This is a genomic window from Ruegeria sp. CG11 (assembly GCF_056537245.1).
In genome coordinates this window covers 609,854-627,275 of record NZ_JBQFRE010000002.1, presented here as the reverse complement: position 1 = coordinate 627,275, position 17,422 = coordinate 609,854, and the positions used below count along the sequence as shown (strand labels likewise).

11 protein-coding genes, 1 tRNA gene and 1 pseudogene are annotated in these 17,422 nt (G+C 53.2%); 7 read left to right on the top strand and 6 right to left on the bottom strand.

Translation table 11 applies throughout. From position 1 onward, the window contains the following. Positions 1-14: 14 nt before the first annotated feature. Both ACR0KW_RS09280 and ACR0KW_RS09275 read left to right on the top strand, forming a co-directional pair. Positions 15-91: transfer RNA gene (locus ACR0KW_RS09280), tRNA-Met, on the top strand. A 948-nt stretch (positions 92-1,039) separates the two neighbouring features. Then, positions 1,040-2,836: a GNAT family N-acetyltransferase gene (locus tag ACR0KW_RS09275; protein ID WP_480804714.1), complete on the top strand. Its 1,797-nt coding sequence runs from the start codon at positions 1,040-1,042 to the stop codon at positions 2,834-2,836. A gap of 517 nt (positions 2,837-3,353) precedes the next feature. Here ACR0KW_RS09275 and ACR0KW_RS09270 read toward each other — a convergent pair. Then, entirely contained in the window at positions 3,354-4,229 is an 876-nt protein-coding gene (locus tag ACR0KW_RS09270; RefSeq protein WP_480804713.1) for a hypothetical protein, read from the bottom strand. A gap of 328 nt (positions 4,230-4,557) precedes the next feature. Between ACR0KW_RS09270 and ACR0KW_RS09265 the strand changes: the two genes are divergently transcribed. Next, positions 4,558-5,190: a tyrosine-type recombinase/integrase gene (locus ACR0KW_RS09265; RefSeq protein WP_480804712.1), complete on the top strand. Its 633-nt coding sequence runs from the start codon at positions 4,558-4,560 to the stop codon at positions 5,188-5,190. A gap of 347 nt (positions 5,191-5,537) precedes the next feature. Here the strand turns inward: ACR0KW_RS09265 and ACR0KW_RS09260 are convergent, their stop codons facing one another. Beyond that, on the bottom strand, positions 5,538-6,428 hold the full coding sequence (locus tag ACR0KW_RS09260) for a DUF2950 family protein (RefSeq protein WP_480804711.1): 891 nt from the start codon (positions 6,426-6,428) through the stop codon (positions 5,538-5,540). A 1-nt stretch (position 6,429) separates the two neighbouring features. Further along, positions 6,430-7,629 (bottom strand): DUF3300 domain-containing protein, encoded by a 1,200-nt coding sequence (locus ACR0KW_RS09255; RefSeq protein WP_480804710.1) that lies wholly within the window; start codon positions 7,627-7,629, stop codon positions 6,430-6,432. A 223-nt stretch (positions 7,630-7,852) separates the two neighbouring features. Here ACR0KW_RS09255 and ACR0KW_RS09250 point away from each other — a divergent pair. Then, a pseudogene (locus ACR0KW_RS09250) lies at positions 7,853-7,966 on the top strand (integrase core domain-containing protein); the annotation flags it as partial. A 181-nt stretch (positions 7,967-8,147) separates the two neighbouring features. On the opposite strand, the gene ACR0KW_RS09245 reads toward ACR0KW_RS09250, so the two are convergent. Together ACR0KW_RS09245 and ACR0KW_RS09240 are read right to left on the bottom strand one after the other, a co-directional pair. Next, positions 8,148-9,749, bottom strand: coding sequence for a cation:proton antiporter domain-containing protein (locus ACR0KW_RS09245; protein ID WP_480804709.1), 1,602 nt, complete (start codon positions 9,747-9,749; stop codon positions 8,148-8,150). Between the two features lie 493 nt (positions 9,750-10,242). Next, positions 10,243-10,956, bottom strand: coding sequence for a DUF3313 domain-containing protein (locus ACR0KW_RS09240; protein WP_480804708.1), 714 nt, complete (start codon positions 10,954-10,956; stop codon positions 10,243-10,245). A 516-nt stretch (positions 10,957-11,472) separates the two neighbouring features. Here ACR0KW_RS09240 and ACR0KW_RS09235 point away from each other — a divergent pair. From ACR0KW_RS09235 to ACR0KW_RS09225, 3 genes are all read left to right on the top strand, one after another. Next, positions 11,473-12,570, top strand: coding sequence for an efflux RND transporter periplasmic adaptor subunit (locus ACR0KW_RS09235; RefSeq protein WP_480804707.1), 1,098 nt, complete (start codon positions 11,473-11,475; stop codon positions 12,568-12,570). Next, positions 12,570-15,662, top strand: coding sequence for an efflux RND transporter permease subunit (locus ACR0KW_RS09230; RefSeq protein ID WP_480804706.1), 3,093 nt, complete (start codon positions 12,570-12,572; stop codon positions 15,660-15,662). Before ACR0KW_RS09235 ends, ACR0KW_RS09230 begins: the two co-directional genes overlap by 1 nt. Before the next feature lie 426 nt (positions 15,663-16,088). Continuing rightward, complete coding sequence (locus ACR0KW_RS09225) at positions 16,089-16,295, top strand: hypothetical protein (RefSeq protein WP_480804705.1); 207 nt, start codon at positions 16,089-16,091, stop codon at positions 16,293-16,295. Between the two features lie 51 nt (positions 16,296-16,346). On the opposite strand, the gene ACR0KW_RS09220 is transcribed toward ACR0KW_RS09225, so the two are convergent. Beyond that, complete coding sequence (locus ACR0KW_RS09220; RefSeq protein ID WP_480804704.1) at positions 16,347-17,402, bottom strand: hypothetical protein; 1,056 nt, start codon at positions 17,400-17,402, stop codon at positions 16,347-16,349. Positions 17,403-17,422 lie beyond the last annotated feature (20 nt).

Genomic DNA, 17,422 nt, shown 5'->3' with positions numbered 1-17,422 from the left:
CCAACGCAAAGTGTCGCGGGATGGAGCAGCCCGGTAGCTCGTCAGGCTCATAACCTGAAGGTCGCAGGTTCAAATCCTGCTCCCGCAACCAAAAATAACAGCCAAATATCAAACGCTTAGCCTCGCAAACCGCGAGGCTTTTTGCATCCCGCCAATACAACTGGAAGCACTGTGGAGGCAAAAGGAGGCGAATAAAACTGTGGTAACGCGCAACAGAGCCTATTCGCACAAGTCCCTGTAAAAGTCGCGATGAGTCCTTATACATCACTACGTGAGTGTTCGAAGTGCGTGAAGGTAAAGGGTTTAATGCAACTTTAAGTTCCCCACAGGTGACTTCGCATTGGCTTGGGCTGAAGCAGTGGGTTGCGATATCGCATCTCAAGCTGGGAGGTAACACCATAGCCGCTCCGGCAACAAAACCGCATACCAGCAAAAAACCAACTTCATCGTTCTCATCCTGAACTTCGCCTGATTGCCGCTAATGAGATACATGGGTGTGGCAACGAGCAAGGCGCTTTTCACCATGAGACTGAACTGTCCATGTCCTGAAGGCACACTTGGGCTGACTGCTGTCATTCTCTGCGAAATGCTTCAAAGAGCCCAGTGTGCCTAATGCTGCTATCAATTACGCTGCAGGTCTCTGCTCGTGTAGCGCATTGAGAAACCATATAGCCAGACATTGAGCACAGGAACTTGTTAAAGGGCTACCTGTCCACCTGCATACACAAAGGGCGGATTATGGGCTAAGGAGACCACTGATGCCTAACCACGTCAAAGCGTTCTGAACTCGATTGGAGATTGCGGAAGCCAAACGCGATCTCACCTTGTCTCCTGGCACGTTCGATCGGATGCCTTTGATCTCTGACTAAACTATGCGGCTGAAACGGGTGCCTGAAGGCAGTCTTCCACGACACTTCCTTATCGCCACTCAACAGCTTGGCAATGCTTCGGGCAGAAATCCGCAAGAATAGATTTTTTGGAATAAGCTGATATACTGCTTGTCAGTTTTTTTGAGTACTTTGTGTTAGAGAGTGGTGTTGTGCGAGTAGATTTAATTGAGGGGCGAACTGCAATCATTGAGCTGCGTTCACAATGGAACGCGGTATATCAGGCAGATCCCGAGGCCAATTATTTCCTGTCATTTGAATGGCTTTTCGGAACTGCGGAAAGCGCTGGTGCCGGTAGCTTTGTTCTTGCTGTCCGGGCGCCTCATGGCGAACCAGGATATGTAGCCTTTCTTCCGGTTCGGCTGGCTACTAAGCACGATTCCGGCGGGTTCTATAATGAGATTTATCTGACTGGAAACTACGTTTCGGATTATAACGGCCTAATCTGCCGACCTGAATCTGAAGAGACTGCCATACCCGCACTTGCTCAAAAACTGCAAGAGATGAACTGGCGGCGCCTCCGTCTTCTCAACCTCCCGACCTCCTACAAACGGCTTAATCTGTTCCTCAGGGCTTTCTCGGGTGAAATCCTCGAGCTGAAGCACCTGAAAATGGTCGAACCCGACGGCGTCAATAACGGGGTATGCCCCCATACGATGCTTCCAGGAGATTGGGACGAGTTTCTTAGTCAAAGAGTCAGCAAAAACACCCGCCAAAAGATCCGGCGCTTTCTGCGTCAGGTAGAAGCCTCGGACGCGTATCGTTTTACGCACACAACCAGCGAAACGTTTGACCGGGATATTGAAACTCTTATCCGGCTATGGACTGATAAATGGGGTGAGCGCAAAGGCGACCGGTTGAACGCCATTCTGAAAACCCAGCGCAGAATGCTCAGAACAGCTTGGGCGACAAATACGTTGTTCATGCCAATGCTTTGGTATGAAGACCGTCCGATTTGTGTGTTCAGCATATTGGTCGACCGGAAAGGCATGGCTTATAATTTCTATATCGGTGCGCGCGACACGGCCTTCAAAGGCCCGCCGCCGGGTTTGGTCCTTCATTCCTACGCCATTAGACACGCCATTTCGCAGGGCTTCAAAAAATATGATTTCCTTCGCGGCGACGAGCCTTACAAGTACTCTTTCGGATCAAAGGACGCAAAAATCCGGTCGCTGCTGCTGATTACGCAAAGCGGTAAAAATCTTGGCGACAAGCTTGATCGGCGTTGTCTGCGTTATGTGTTGAAGCGTTCCAAAGCACTCTATAACGCCGGAGATCTGGCGGCGGCACAGCGCGGGTTTGCGCAAATCGTGAATGCTGAGCCGAACGATCCACGTGTGCGCTACATGCACGGGGTAATTGCCGCGAGACAGGGCTACAACGGTACTGCCTACCGGGAGTTCGTAAAACTATTGGAGCGCCGACCAAATTCGCTAAAGATATGGCTCAGACTGGGGCGTGCGCTGGTAGCCGGGCAAAAGAACACGGGCGAGGCGGAAAAGGCCGGCACCGGGTTGCTAAACAAATCCATGGACGTGGCGAAACTCTTTTCCCTGTTTGGGCGTACGCTTTTGAAGCTTGATCTGGCCGATGACGCATTGGCTGTAGCCAAGGCTGCATTGCGCCTCGATCCCGACAACGCGAGCCTGCAGGGAATCCTCGCGAGGGCGCTCCGCAGCAAAAGACCGAGAGCTACGCAGCGGGACGAGCAATCGTCGCTTAAGACTTCAGACATTGACATCAAAACTGACAAGATACCGGCGTCGATTGGTGCAAAGACAAAGGTGAACGCAAAAATTATCTCAGCTTTGGACGTCGACGCCCAAGGCTACCCTGCGTTCGACGCAATGAGCAAGCAGACAACGGAAACCGCGCTGGCGCGCGTAATGGTCACCTCCAATCCGATGCGGTTCACGCCGCCGAAATCGCCCATATTGCAAGGGCGATGAGCCCGTTTAACGTGATCGTACCTTGGCACGCCAACGATACTGCGGGGTACGTGATGGCCAATGGTATTCTCGGACCTGCGATGCCTTATGTTTGGCAAACCCAGCCAAAAGCTGACATTAAGTACCGCCCTATCCGCACATGCAGCGAACGGCAGTTGTGTGGCCTATCAAGACAACCGATACTTCCCGCGCGCCATGGCAAGCCGTTCTTCGAGTGGGGTAGTATGCTCTGCAACGAGCCGAGCCAAAACGTTGGAGTGATTTTCCAAAAATCACTAAAACTGTCCGCAGAAACGTCTGAAATTGCCGCACGGGTGACAAACAGCCCCGCTAGTTGCGCGTCCAATTCTCGCATCTTGGCGGCACGATTGGCCTTAACGACATCGTTGGGCATCACACCCGCACAGTTCTGAAAATGGTCAGCGGTGCGGAACGTCCGGTATGCGGACAAAGCAGACCATCAAAAGATCGCTACGAACAGCAACAACCTGCAAATTATTGACGTTCGCTTAGCCCCTCACACATTTCCGTAGAAAGAGATCATTTTTTCGCAGTAGGGGACATTTGCTTCCGGAAAACCGTTTGCGATTAGGTGCTTCTTAAAGTCGCGAGCGGAAGTATTCGAAACGTTGGTGGTCTTCCAGTGGTGGTACATATGGAGTATCTCAAACGACCCTATGAATTTAGGCATTAGGTAGCGATCAATGGCGCTCGCTGAACTTGATAGAATATTTAAGAAATACAGAAGCTTGACCTGAGAAATCCTTCCGGAGACACGATCATGCAAATCCGAGGGGTCGGGCACATCAAGGGAACGGCCGAAACCGTGGGCGAATTGATTCCGAAGTTTTCTCATCTTCTCGAGCTCTGAAATCGGAAACATTTCGGAGGTGTTAGTAGCGCCGAAGATGCGCTTAAAATGGGCCTCTCGTCTACCCCAAGCATCTCGAGTGAGCAATTTCTGATCTGCTTCGTAGTCAATCTCTACGCCACGTTTGAGAAGGGCAATTCCATCTAGCTCACGAGATGCCCCAAAGCGGCACAAGGGGTCTGACATCAGAGCGGTTCGACAAATCCTGCTCATGTATGCCTCGTGGAAGGCCACTGCCGAGACAAGGGCCGACAGCCGAAGCCAATTTCCGAGCGCATCATTGGCCGTCAACCACTCATCAACAGTATTTGGAATCCGAGAAATGTTCGGCCCACCGGCTTGGAAAATGGTTGCCGTCAAAGTCTCTGAATCAGACTCCTTCGCTTTTCTGGCAAGATAACGAGCATTTTCAGTCATGACGACGAACGACCAAAAGTGCTCGTTTATCTCTGTCTGACGGTCATTGAACTCATTGATGGCGATACTTCTTGATCGAAGCGGAACGTTTCTATCAAAAACCAATCTGTCCCTCATTTCACCGGGGTTGGTATGCAGCCCAAAAAAGTTTTGCGACTCGTCGCATCGCGAAGTTGCGGTCTACCTCGCTTGAGATCCGACATATATCAAGTTTGGCTGAACCTGACAGACTTCATTCCACACCAAAACAGAAGATGGTCTCCACCGCACCGAGCAGCAGAAGTGTCGGCAGTCCACCCATTCATCCCGTCCGCAGCATTCGGTTTTTCGGGCGCTCTTCGGACGTCGGATGCAACGCAGCATCTCTTGATATGATGATCTGTCAACGTCGGGTTGTAGCTGTGGGAGGGCTTGGCGGATCGGAGGATCAGCCATGGAAACACCAAACTTACCTGCCATTCGCGCGCTTCGCCCAGCTTGGAACAAGAGCCGCATCGTCGGTCAGAAGCGACCACTGAAACCAAAGCATGTCTGGACAATCTGCGTCCGGCTTGAATTAGCCGGGAGCCATCGCGACCTTGCACTGTTCAACATGGCGATCGACAACAAGCTCAGCGGCTGTGATCTGGTGAAGATGAAAGTCGTCGATGTGATGGCGTCGGGCCAGATCAAAGAACGCGCTTCCATTCTGCAAAGCAAAACGCAGAAACCAATGCGCTTCGAAATCTCCGAAGGAACGCGAGCATCTGTTGAAAAGTGGATGGAGGATGAGCTCATGGTCGGCTCAGAGTACCTGTGGACAGGCCGTTTCCATGAGCGTCTTCACATCTCGACCCGCCAATATGCACGGATTGTCCGAGATTGGGTCACGTCGATTGGTTTAGAGGCGAGCGCATACGGCACGCATTCGATGCGGCGCAGCAAGGTCACGCAGATATACAAAAAGACAGGCAATTTGCGCGAAGTTCAGCTATTGCTTGGCCACACAAAAATGGACAGCACGGTCCGGTATCTCGGGGTGGAGCTGGAAGACGCACTCGCGATTGCAGAGGCAATTGAAATCTGACGATCCGGGCCGCCCTTGTGGGCGGCCCAGAGCCGCCGTTGACCAATAGTAATTGTCGCTGCGCCGCAGCCCGTCAGTCTGAACCTTCGCTGCGAGTGCAAGATCGAGGCTAGGCCGAATTCACACATCGCGAGCCTTTTCCGTCATTCTGTCAAAACATGTGAAGGCAGAAGAATGGACTAAATCGAAGGATTGTCAATTTGCTCGTGGCGCAATGCGCGTTACAAGACCGATCCTCGCTAAACCTAATCGGGTACACGTAAACAATTGAACTGAAACTTGTGACACGCACCACGACAAGTGGCCTTGCCAAAGCGCAGAACCTGTGCATCGCTATCAATCAAATATTACTCGACTGGTGACCAATTAGTGTCGGGGTCGTAAGTAGAGATTTCTGCTGCAATATTAAGTGTTTCCGAGCCAAAATCTGCCTCGTAAACTATACCGTTTTCGCCAACCAGAAAGGAGTGGATACCAGTTTGTCCATAATCTGAAGGCACTGCGAGCAATGCATGTCCCGCGACGAAGCGATCACCGACAAAGTAGGAGTAGGCACCCCCGGGTGCATTCGGTCCCTGACCATGCAAAATCGTGTAGTAGTACCCTAAAAATGGCTCGGCTTCATAGTCGACCTCACCGTCGCTCCACCCGGAAGCGGCGGCTCGGGCAAGCGCTGCACCAACGAAACTATCGTCATCTGGCCAGAATAGTCCGTTTCGCTTTCCTGGATCAGAAATGATCGCTTGGGCGAATTCCATAACGCCGTCACCGTTGTGATCCACCAGCCGGAAAGCCGCTTGTAGGTCAACATAAGCCTCAAGCAGTTCGATCACTTCCAACTCATTCAACCCAATCTCTCTGGCAGAGAGTTCCTCGATTCCGGCTTCCAGGTCAAAGCGCCAGCCATCTTCCATTCGTAGAATTGGGATCGGGAAGGGCCAACTGTCTTCACCCAGAAGAAGTACAACCCCTTTATCCTCGGGCTGAAAGCGATACCCCTCAGCGTACATACCAAGCACTTCCTGCCTTCTTTCTTGGTCTTCCGCTGGGTCACCCGTTCCAACTAAATCCTCGGCTTCGGGCCCGAAAATTTCGAGCAGCTTGCTCTGATCATTAACCTTCAACGCATCTACAAAAGCGTCCAGTGCCATTTGCGGCGTATCAAATCGGGCTCCTTCAGAGAGCGCCGGGCTTGTTGTCGCGGCAAGCAATAAAACTGAATATACTAATCTACGCATCTTACCGTCTCCGCTTGCCTTTGGCGGCGTGTCCACGCTTGGACGCGCTTTTAGTTCTGCTGCCGGACGCATTTTTCTTCATCGCCTGCCCTTTGGACGCCGTGGGCTTGCGCTGCGTCGACGCCGCTTTCTTCGCCTGGGGCTTTTTGGCGGCCTGCGGTCTTTGTGCGACTGGTTTTTTCGTTGCATCCGGACGTTTGGTGCGATCAATCGCCTGTTGTTTTGCAACAGCCTTGTCCCGATCGGCGTTGCCACGGTTCACCTGTGGCAAAGACTTGTTCCCGCTGCCCCGGTTCGCAAGAGCTCCTCCAGCGACGGCCCCGGCGCCAGCTGCAACTGCTGCCGTGGCACGGTCCCGGCTGATGTCAGCGGCACCAGACTCGCGGCTCAACTTAGCACGCAGTTCATCCGTGCGACCCTCGGGACGGTTGACCGGCATGTCGCCACGTCCACCTTCAGGTCTTTTGTGATCTGCGATCTTATCCCGGGCTTCCTTTTGACGATCAGGATCGGGGTTCCAGCCGATATCAGTTCGGTCGCCTAAATCTATGTCATTGCCGATGTTGACATTGCCATCGACGTCTATGTCGATGTCCGGGTTTCGGTAGATCGGACCCCCGCCCCAACCACCACAATTTCGGCATCCCCAGTAGTCATACCAATCGTCGTCATCGTCAAAAATCTCGTCGATCAGGGCCACAGTTCCAAAAGTCAGCAATGCCGCGCCCACAACATCTCCAGCAGACGGGCCAGTATAAACTGTCTCCGGGTTGTATTGCGGGACGTATACTGTTTCGGGTTCAGTCGGTGTGATTACGACTGTTTCGTCGTCAGACACTTCGACAGTTTGCTCGGGCCCTGAAACAAGAGCCCCGCTGTCAATCGCCTGGTCCCGCATTACCTGCACCGCATCCATCACATCATCGGACTGGGCCAGCATGGCGGTGCCGACGGTCTCGGTCCAATCGATGTGGGTGGCCATCTGACCAACGACTTCGGGGAACGCTGTCGCCAAAACACTAACAGAAGGATCCCAGCCCATTGCTTCGATTTCCAGCTCAAGCTCAGCAGGGTCGCGGTCGGCGTTATCCAGCAAATACCGTTCGGCTTTTACAATCTCCAATGGTTGTGTAGCCGCGACAAATATCTGTATGAGCAGCGTGTCAGGGTAAAGAGCCACAGGGGCGACCAGGGTCTGCAACTCTGCGTCAGTCAGAAGGCTGGCCGAAATCGCCGACGTATCTTCTTCTGCGGCGACGCCCTCAGATTCCACTTGCGCGAACCCGGCAGTAGATACGCTCATACCGAAAGCAATTAATAGAAACCTAAACATATTGCGATCCTTCGATTTCTTGAAGGATCACCTAAGACTGCGATTCTGGCAACCGGACGGGAAAAAAGGCGGTTTTGGGTTATTTACGGCCATCGAAGAATGGAGGAAACACTGCAACACAAAGCGGCCACACAGTGCACTGGGCTATCGCCCTCCGGCACCGGAAACCATCATCCCGATGGATCACAGGCCGATCATGCACTAACAATCACGTTGGACCAGTCAGATGAGGCTGCTCACCAATGCTATCTAAAATCCAGCACAGCAAGGGCAATGCCATTGCTCATAAAGCGAGCGCAACGGCGCGGCAGCCCTGCTAAGAGGGAAGTTCCCCACTCTGGGAGTTTTTCCCAAACTAAGAAGTGGATATACCAAATAAACTCGTGTCACCGTACCTCGGTCACCCCAACCTTAGCCAATTCGGATGAGTATTGCGCTTTGACGCGCGCAGCAAATCCTGCCCCGGCTTCAGAGAAGCTGTCGACGACGAGATTTGAACCCGCCTGCTTTAGTGTTTCGATTTCGTCCTGATAACGCGCCACTGCTGTAATTTTTCCAGTATAAGGGCTATCGGAAAGGCGGCGGATCATATCGAGATTGGCGGCCAACTCCGGCAAAGTTAAAAGAACAAGACGAACCCCACCCGACTGAACCCGCTCCCAAAAGTCGGAATCGGTGGCGTCACCCAAGATTACATTGCGGCCAGCCTTTTGATGGAGATTGGCAGTGTCTGGATTGCTCTCCAAGCCGACGACGACGTCACCATAGTGCTTACACAAATAGTCGTAGGCACCTGTTCCCACTCTTCCCATCCCGAGGACGGCAATTCGAGCGTCGCCAACATGAATGGGCTGATCATCTGGGTGACGTTCGGTACTTTCCCAAGGGGTCAGGCTTTCATGAAAGCGGGCATAGAGATCGTGGGCCATGGTGTTGACCGGCGACCCGAGCACAAATGTGATAGCCAAAGCGACCGCTAAAACTGCCAACCAATCTGGGGAAAGCCATCCGTTTGATACGCCTATGGCACCTACGATAAGGCCAAATTCACTATAGGTGGCAAGACCCAAAGCAGACAGAGAAGAGCTGCGTGCGCGTAAGCGGAAGCGGGTCAGCAAGAAGAAGAAAAGCGTTATCTTGATTGGCAGCAGAAAGACGAATAGCAGCGCCACAAGCAAGGCTTGGAGACTAAGAGTTCCAGTCAAACCCACGTTGAGAAAAAAACCTATCAGCAAAATGTCTTTAAAGCTTAGCAGTGAGTCTGAGATCTCACCTGCCCGAGCATGTTTTGCCAACAGAACCCCAAGGACAAGTGCGCCCAGATCCGGTTTGAGTCCTACCAGGTCGAAGGCCGCGGCTCCCAGGACGAGGGCGGCGACCAATCCGAATAAAGGTACCAGTTCGCCGTGCTCGCAACGATCCATAATAAAGAACAAAAAGGGGCGCAGCAGGAAAAGTCCGAATAGAGCCAGCGCCCATATTGACGGCACCTGGCCGGTCGAAACAGTGATGAAGACAACCGCGATAACGTCCTGCACGATTAAAATGCCGATGGCCACTCGACCATGCAAAGACTGCATCTCGCCTTTTTCTTCGAAAGTTTTAACGGCGAAGACTGTGCTGGAAAAGCTGAGCGCAAATGCCACCAGCCCGCACGTCGCAAGAGTAAGATCGGTAAAGAGGCGAACTCCTGCTATCGAGATCAGGAAGATAACGAACCCGAAAAACCCAACGATTACGGCCATATGAATGCTGGCGCCTGCCCAGACTTCTGGTCGGAGCAAGGTCTCGATCTTAAGCTTTAGGCCGATTGAGAAGAGAAGCAAAATAACACCAAGGTCGGCGAACTGGCCCAGAAATGGCGTACTTTCAAATCCCACGCCCTTGAGAACGAAACCTGCGGCCAGAAAACCAACCAGTGGTGGAAGACCCACCTGACGCGCGGAAAAACCCAACACAAAGGCGACCGAAAGAAATACCGGGTCCATTTGACCGCTCCTTTCCCTTTTGGTCCAAACCGTCGCATCGCCGCAGGCCAACGACGCGCCATGATTAGGGTAACCTGCATCGAGAATTAAAGAAATCGGAACATATAAAGTGAACCTCCTCAAAAGATTTGGAGAAAATCAACATTTAAACCAAGAAGATGACTGAACTTGCTTGGCGTTATTAATCGAAGCAGTCGAGGGTCAGATCTGGTCTTGGAGGGCGAGCGGAAAGTGCCGTTCGCCTAATATTCAATTGCCGGCCTTGTCGGCATTGCTCAAAGACCCGCCAGGCACTTTCTAATTTTCATCGCATACGTTTGGAGTGATTGTAATCGGCTCTACACAGGAAATACCTGCACGCTGAAAACCAACGTCGGAAGCCGCGCGCCCGTCAATCCAAACCTATTGTTTGCGCACCATAGTGAAATTGTCGTCATCTCAAACGGCAAACAGTTTACAAGGACGTCGATCTACAATTTGGCATGCCCTCCAGTTACCTCAGCGTCGGCGGCTTGCAGTTCGGCATCTGGCGAAGCAAGCAAAGGCGGTAACGCATACCTTGCGCGTATATGTTCATCGCCATATTGACGTCTGACCAAGCGTCGAACTGATCTTGGGTTAGAACTTTGCCGCCAACGCGGGAATCAATACCTGCTCCCAAAAGTTCGCGGCTCAAGGAGTCGCGCATCTCGAATTCGATCTTAAGCTGGCCGTTGAACACCGGTTTGTCTGTAACATAGTCGGCTGCTCTAGTTGCGATATGAGCTACGGGTACAACCGTGGAGATTGTGTCCATAGTCACGTTCTTTTTGGTAGCCTTGATAATTGCAAGCTTGAACCGCAACGTGTTTGGCCCCGGCGAAGTAACCAGTTTAAGGTCCTGACTGAGTTCACTGGCGATCAATGAATAAAAATGGTTGCTTAGCGCTTGCGAGTCCTGTGCGTTCAAGTTGCCGCCACTCGACTGGTCGGTGAACGAAACGATGGGGTCGAGCAAGAGCTTGTCGTAGCCGGAGGCGTCGAAGTCTGGGTTGATATAGCTTAAGCCCGCTCTCAACGGATCGCCGGGTTGCTCAAGCTTGGCGTAAACATCCGGTGTTAGAAATCCGCTAGGGTCAAGGTCTCCGGTTTGCCTAATAGCGTCGCATCCTGCCAATGCCAGAAACATGGCTGTCGCGGCAACGTATCCACACTTTTCTAGAAGCACTTTCCCCTCCTTCAAAAATTTCCTTCTCCACCTTGTATTGAACCGCATCCCTGACAATTGGTGACTACTAAATGATGCGTACCTTGCTGCGAGGGACTTTTACTGGTCCTAAAAAGCTGCAGTAAAAGGACTTAACAATGGTGACACTCTAGTATGATACTCGTCACAGTGTCCGTAGGATAGGTTTGTCTGGGGAAACGGGAACTGTGCTCAAACCCCGGTTTGTGCAACAAAGCCCGTCGCCGCAACAAAATTCGAAGAACAGTCTCCAATCGCACCCAAAAGACAAACAGTAATTTTGAGGTTGCATCGTACTGCGAAGTTGCCTTGCCAACCTAAAGCGATGGTAATTTGACGAAATGTGGTCGGGATTCTCTTTACCAGCCCTAAACAGATTCCGTTTTTTGACTTTGTTTGATAAGTGCATACAATTCAAAAAGCTTTTTGCGCCATTATGGTTGGTTGGGCCACGTACACGGAGACTGCAAAAAAAACGACCGGCACCGGAGGGGAAAAATGAAGAGATTATCTGTTTGGTTATTTGCCTTCTTGTTGCTTGTGGGTTGCTGGGAGAAGGAAGAGGAAACAGCCGAAGCGATCGTCCGTCCCGTCAGGGCAACCGAGATTTCCGACCTGTCCAGTTTGCATGACCGCTACTTTGTCGGAACAGCCAAAGCCGCGCGCGAGGTGTCTCTGGCTTTTCGCGTTCCGGGCAATGTTGTCGGTGTGGACGTTCAGGTTGGCGACCTGGTGGCGAAGGGTGATGTTGTTGCTGCCTTGGATCCCGCCCCGTACCAGGCTGAGGTTGATCGACTTACTGCAGAACTTGAAAGTGCTCAGGCGACGTTCGACAATGCCAAACTCCAAACGGATCGCCAACGTTCATTGGTTGAGAAAGATGTCGCGGCTCAGGCGACACTCGACCGGTTTGTCGCAGGCGAAACATCAGCTCAGGCGGCAATCAATTCTGTTCAAGGCGCACTGGACCGGGCCACTCTGGACTTGACCTATACAAGCTTGGCGGCACCGTTCGATGGCCGCGTGGTGGCAAAGTACATAGAGGACTTTGAAGAAGTCGCAGCGCAGACTCCGGTGCTGCGCATTCTGGATGCCGAGCACATCGAAGTAGTGATCGATATCCCCGAGCGCTACATCGCCCTGATCCCACATGTCGAGGACATTACCGTCACTTTTGATGCGTTAGGGGACGTGGTTTTACCGGCCGAAATCAGTGAAATCGGATCAGAGGCTTCGGCAACGACCCGAACCTTCCCCGTCACGCTGATTATGGAACAACCGGAAGATGCTCTTGTTCTACCGGGCATGGCAGGGCGCGTCCGTGGTCAGCCAAAGGAAGGGCACGAGCCATTTGATGCGATCATGGTTCCTGCCAGCGCGGTTTTCGTGCCCGAAGGGGAAACCGATCCCCATGTCTGGGTCTTTGACACCGGCTCGGAAACCGTGACCGCGCGGAAGGTTGCGCTTGGCACACCCAGATCGCAAGGGGTGGCGGTCAGCGGGGGGCTGGAGTTCGGCGACGTGGTTGTCACTGCCGGAGCGAACTCTTTGCGAGAGGGTCAGAAGGTTTCGCTACTTTCTGAGGATACGGAATAATGGGTCTCGCGGCTTTCTCCATCCGCAATGCCAAGTTCATTTGGTTCACGGTTACCATGCTCACATTGGGCGGCATTTCAGCGTTCTTCAGCCTTGGACAGCTGGAAGACCCCGAATTTACCATCAAAACAGCGGTCGTGACCACTCCCTATCCGGGGGCCAGTCCTGAAGAAGTTGAGCAGGAGGTCACGGAACGGATTGAACTTAAGCTGCAAGAGATCAAAGAAATCGACTACATCTCGAGCGAAAGCAGGGCCGGGCTTTCGACCATCAAAGTCGAGATTCGCCCGAACTATTGGTCCGATGAACTGCCGCAAATCTGGGATACGCTGCGCCGCAAAGTCAGGGACGTTGAAACAGACCTGCCTCCGGGCGCAGGCCGTCCTGCCATCAATGATGATTTCGGTGATGTCTTCGGTCTTCTTTTGGCGATGACCTCTGATGGGTTTTCGGCTCAGGAACTTGACAGTTTCGCCGAGGACTTCAAGCGCGAGCTTTCTTTGATCGACGGTGTAGGACGCGTCGATCTGTGGGGTGAGCGCGACAGGGTCATCTATCTGGAAACGCGCGAAGAAGCTCTGGCGGCTCTAGGCGTTTCAGCTCAGACTATTCTCAACACGTTGCAGACCCAGAACGCGATTGTGGATGCCGGGCGCGTGAATATCGGTGACTACCGTATGCGCATTGCGCCAAGCGGTACCTTCACCAGTCCAACGGACATCGCGGATCTGGTTGTACGTCCAAGTGGTCTGGATCAGGCCCAAAGTGGTCAGGCACGTGGACCCGAACTGCTGCGGCTTGGTGAAGTCGTTGAGGTCAAGGAAGGTTACGCCGATCCACCGACGACGATGATGCGCTATAACGGTCTTCCGTCTATTGGCTTGGCGATATCCTTTCAGTCCGGCGTCAATGTCGTCAGCGTTGGCGAGGCCGTAGACGCGAGAGTATCTGAACTGATCGCAGGCCTGCCGGTGGGCATCGAGGTCGAACGGGTTCATTGGCAGTCCGATGACGTGAACCTCGCCGTCAGCAGTTTTCTGGTCAGCCTTGGGCAAGCCGTCGCGATCGTTCTGGTCGTTTTGACTCTGGCGATGGGTGTTCGCATGGGGATCATCATCGGCAGCGGACTGATCCTGACGATCCTTACCACCTTCATCCCATTGGCAGCATTGGGCATAGACCTGCAGCGCATGTCCTTGGGCGCGTTGATCATCGCGCTTGGCATGATGGTCGACAACTCAATCGTCGTTGCCGATGGCGCTATGGTTCGGATGTCGCAAGGTATGGATCGCGCGAAAGCTGCAATCGATGCCGCCACGCGCCCGGCCATGTCACTGCTTGGGGCCACGTTCGTTGCGGTCATGGCGTTCTACCCGATCTTCGCGTCCGTTGAGAGCGCCGGAGAATACTGTCGGACGCTCTTCTCGGTTGTTGGGATTGCGCTGCTGGTCAGTTGGTTGTTGTCTATGACGGTCACGCCGCTGCAGTGCGTTGCCATGCTGCCAGAGCCAAAGGGCGGGGCCAGCGAGACCTTCGACACCGGCTTCTACGCCGTCTACCGCCGCTTTTTGGCTGCCGCGATCCGTGCTCGTTACCTGACGATCGGAGTGGCCGTGGGCGCTCTGGTCATTGCCGGGGTTGGCTTTGGCTCTGTCACACAGCTGTTCTTCCCGACGTCGTCGATGACCAAATACATGATCGACTACTACGCACCCGAGGGGACCCGGATCGAAGCCGTATCCCAGGCGATCACGCGGATCGAAGAGCAAGTGGAGATGGACGACCGGGTAACGGGTATCGCCAGCTTCATCGGGGCTGGCCCGCCGCGTTTCTACTTGCCCGTCGACCCGGAAGGAACAAACCCGTCCTACGCGCAAGTCATAGTGAACGTCGAGGATTACCGCGACATTCCCGAGATGACCAAAGAGATCTCGCTGTGGATATCGGCCAATATGCCCGAGGCGACGTCTTTCACGCGCCAATTCGGTGTGGGCCCCAGCAATACCTGGGCGTTCGAGAACCGCATCATCGGCCCAGCAGATGCCGATCCTGAGACCTTGCGCGAAATTGGCGACCGAGCCGTTGCGATCCTGGATCAGCACCAATGGACCAAGGTGGCGCGTACCGATTGGCGCAATCGCGTTCTGAAAACCGTCCCCGATTATGATCAGGACCGAGCGCGGTGGACCGGCATCACCTATGAAGATCTTGGCAACACGACGAAACGTGCTTTTGACGGGCGCTCGGTCGGCCTCTACCGCGAAGGTGATGAGTTGCTGCCAATCATCGTCCGGCCCGGCGCGGAAGATGTCGCCGCCGTTGACAACTTTGAACTGCTGCAATTGCAGTCCCCGTTTTCAACGGAGCCTGTCCCCTTGGCGCAGGTTGTTCGCAGCGTGAATGTCCAGCCAGAAGACCCCACGATCAATCGCCGCGACCGGCGCCGGGTTCTGACCGTCCAGGCCAATCCGATCGACAGTGTAACGCTGCCAAGCTATCGCGCAGCAGTTCTTGCCGACTTTGAAGCTTTGGAGGCTGACCTCCCGCCCGGCTACAGCATGGAATGGGGCGGAGAGTACGAGGACACCGTGTCTGCGCAAGCGTCCTTGATACCGGGCATGATACCTGCGTTTTCGATCATGGCACTTATCGTTGTCGGGCTATTCAACTCATACCGCAGACCGCTGGTCATTTTCCTTACGGTACCGTTCGTCCTAATTGGCATTGTTCCAAGCTTACTGCTGACGAATACGCCATTTGGATTTGTCGCGCTGCTTGGAGGTATGAGCCTGGCAGGTATGATGATCAAAAATGCGATCGTTTTGATCGATCAGATCAATGACAACTTGGCCGAAGGTCAACCGGATTACGATGCGGTTTTGAATGCCGGAGCTTCTAGGCTTCGCCCCGTTGTGCTGGCTGCAGCAACAACAGTTCTGGGCGTCATACCGCTGCTGCCGGACGTATTTTGGGTGGGATTGGCCATCACGATCATGGGTGGCTTGACGGTGGGTACGATGCTCACAATGATCCTGGTCCCGGTCTTGTTCGCCACAGTGCATGGCATTCGACAATCACTGAAAGCCGTTTGACGTCGCCTTTCAAACGGCCTTTAGATCGGTTTTTGCGGAGCAAGTAGTTTTTGTATTTAGACGGCTCATGCGGGGGTTAAGTTGGACAATACAGTACTGTACTTTTTAGTTGGCATCTTCGTGGCTGGCCTAATCTCGTTGGGATATTTCGCCAGAGGAAGCGGAGCACTGTTGGTAATTGGGATACTGGTTTGTGTGTTGTTGGCAATGATCGCTTTTTTGGGGGGGGTACTTTGGCGAAGCCCCTAAGTGAGGTTTGAATGAACTTTTTGAAAAGGTGTTGCCAGTTGTAGTGAATTGTACTTATCCGGCGTTTGGATAGCAAACATCCCGGATTCACGCTGGAATTATCTGACGCTATCCGGGGTGCTGAGCCTCCCCAATTGAATGGTTCCACCGTTAAGATTAGGAAACGGAGGACCTAGAATGGCAAACAAGCGACCCAAGCCAGAAGAAATTGTCTCGAAGTTGCGGCAGGTTGAAGTTCTGATAGAGCATGTCCACCGCCCTGTAGGCTTTGACGAAATGCAGTATATGTTCTTCCGGCCGCGCAAAGCGCCGGTACATCCAGACAATGTCCGCGATCTTTATCCCCGGCCGAGTATTTTTAAGCCTGTTCCGCGCGGCAATTGAGGCGTCGCGGGGGCCAAGCTCGGCTAAAATCGCTACCTTGATGGAAACCGATCACCAAATATCCGGCTGTGCCCCCTTACGATAGCTGCTCAGTGCTGTTTCATAATCTCCGTTCAGGAAATGATACTCGGCGAGCGCCTGATACCAGTTTGGGTCTGTTGCATTTGGGTCAAGCGCAATTGCGTTCTCGACAAGAGCAGCGCCCAAATCCAAACGCCCGGACCAAATGAACTCATAGCCGATATGCCCTTGCAAATAACGATCTGTCCCCAATGCCAGCGCCGTTTCGGCAGACGAGAAGAACCCGTCAAGATCACGTTGAATCTGAAGCACAAGCGCCAGAAGGAAGTGAGCGCGCGCAGAATACGGGGTCAGCGACACCGCCTTCCGCGCAGACTCTTCAGCGCGTTGTGTTTTCTCTTCCTCTGTCCCCGGGTAAAGCCCGGTGAAAAGCTTCACATCAGTCAGCAGTGCTTCGGCCAATTGTGCCCAACCGCGCCAATAATCGGGTTCTTCCTGGACAACCCTCAAGATACAGCCTCGGACGCGCTCTTGCATATCTCGTCGGTTCAGAAAACCAACACGCAGCAAGGAACATTCGTAAGACGAAAGGTGTTCAGGCGGTTTTGCACGCGCGCGCCCTGCATGAATACGCTTTATCGCCCCACCAGAATCCCCGACTGCGGAGGCAACTTTGTCGGTAATGTGCAATTGAACATCGAGAATATTTGATGTCGTGAGACTTTCATCATACGTGTCCGACCAGACTTGAAAACCCGATGATGTTTCAATCAGCAGTGCCGTCACGCGCAGGCGATCTGCAACCTGCCGAACCGAGCCTTCCAGCACATAGTCCGCTCCGAATGTTTGCCCGATACTGCGTGGGTCACTTTCTGTCGTATCAACGGCATGGGTAGATTGACGCGAAAGAACATTAAGGTCCTGATAGTTTCCCAGTTCAACGATGATGTCTTCGCCAATGCCTATCGCCAACAAATCGCGAGCATCAGTGTTGTTGAGGTTTTGAAATGGAAGGATGGCAATCGTCGGGCCGGTCGGTTCCGTAAACAGAGTCGTTTCATCAAAATTCTTGGCGTCGGGCGACATGCGATCAATGCCTATCCACC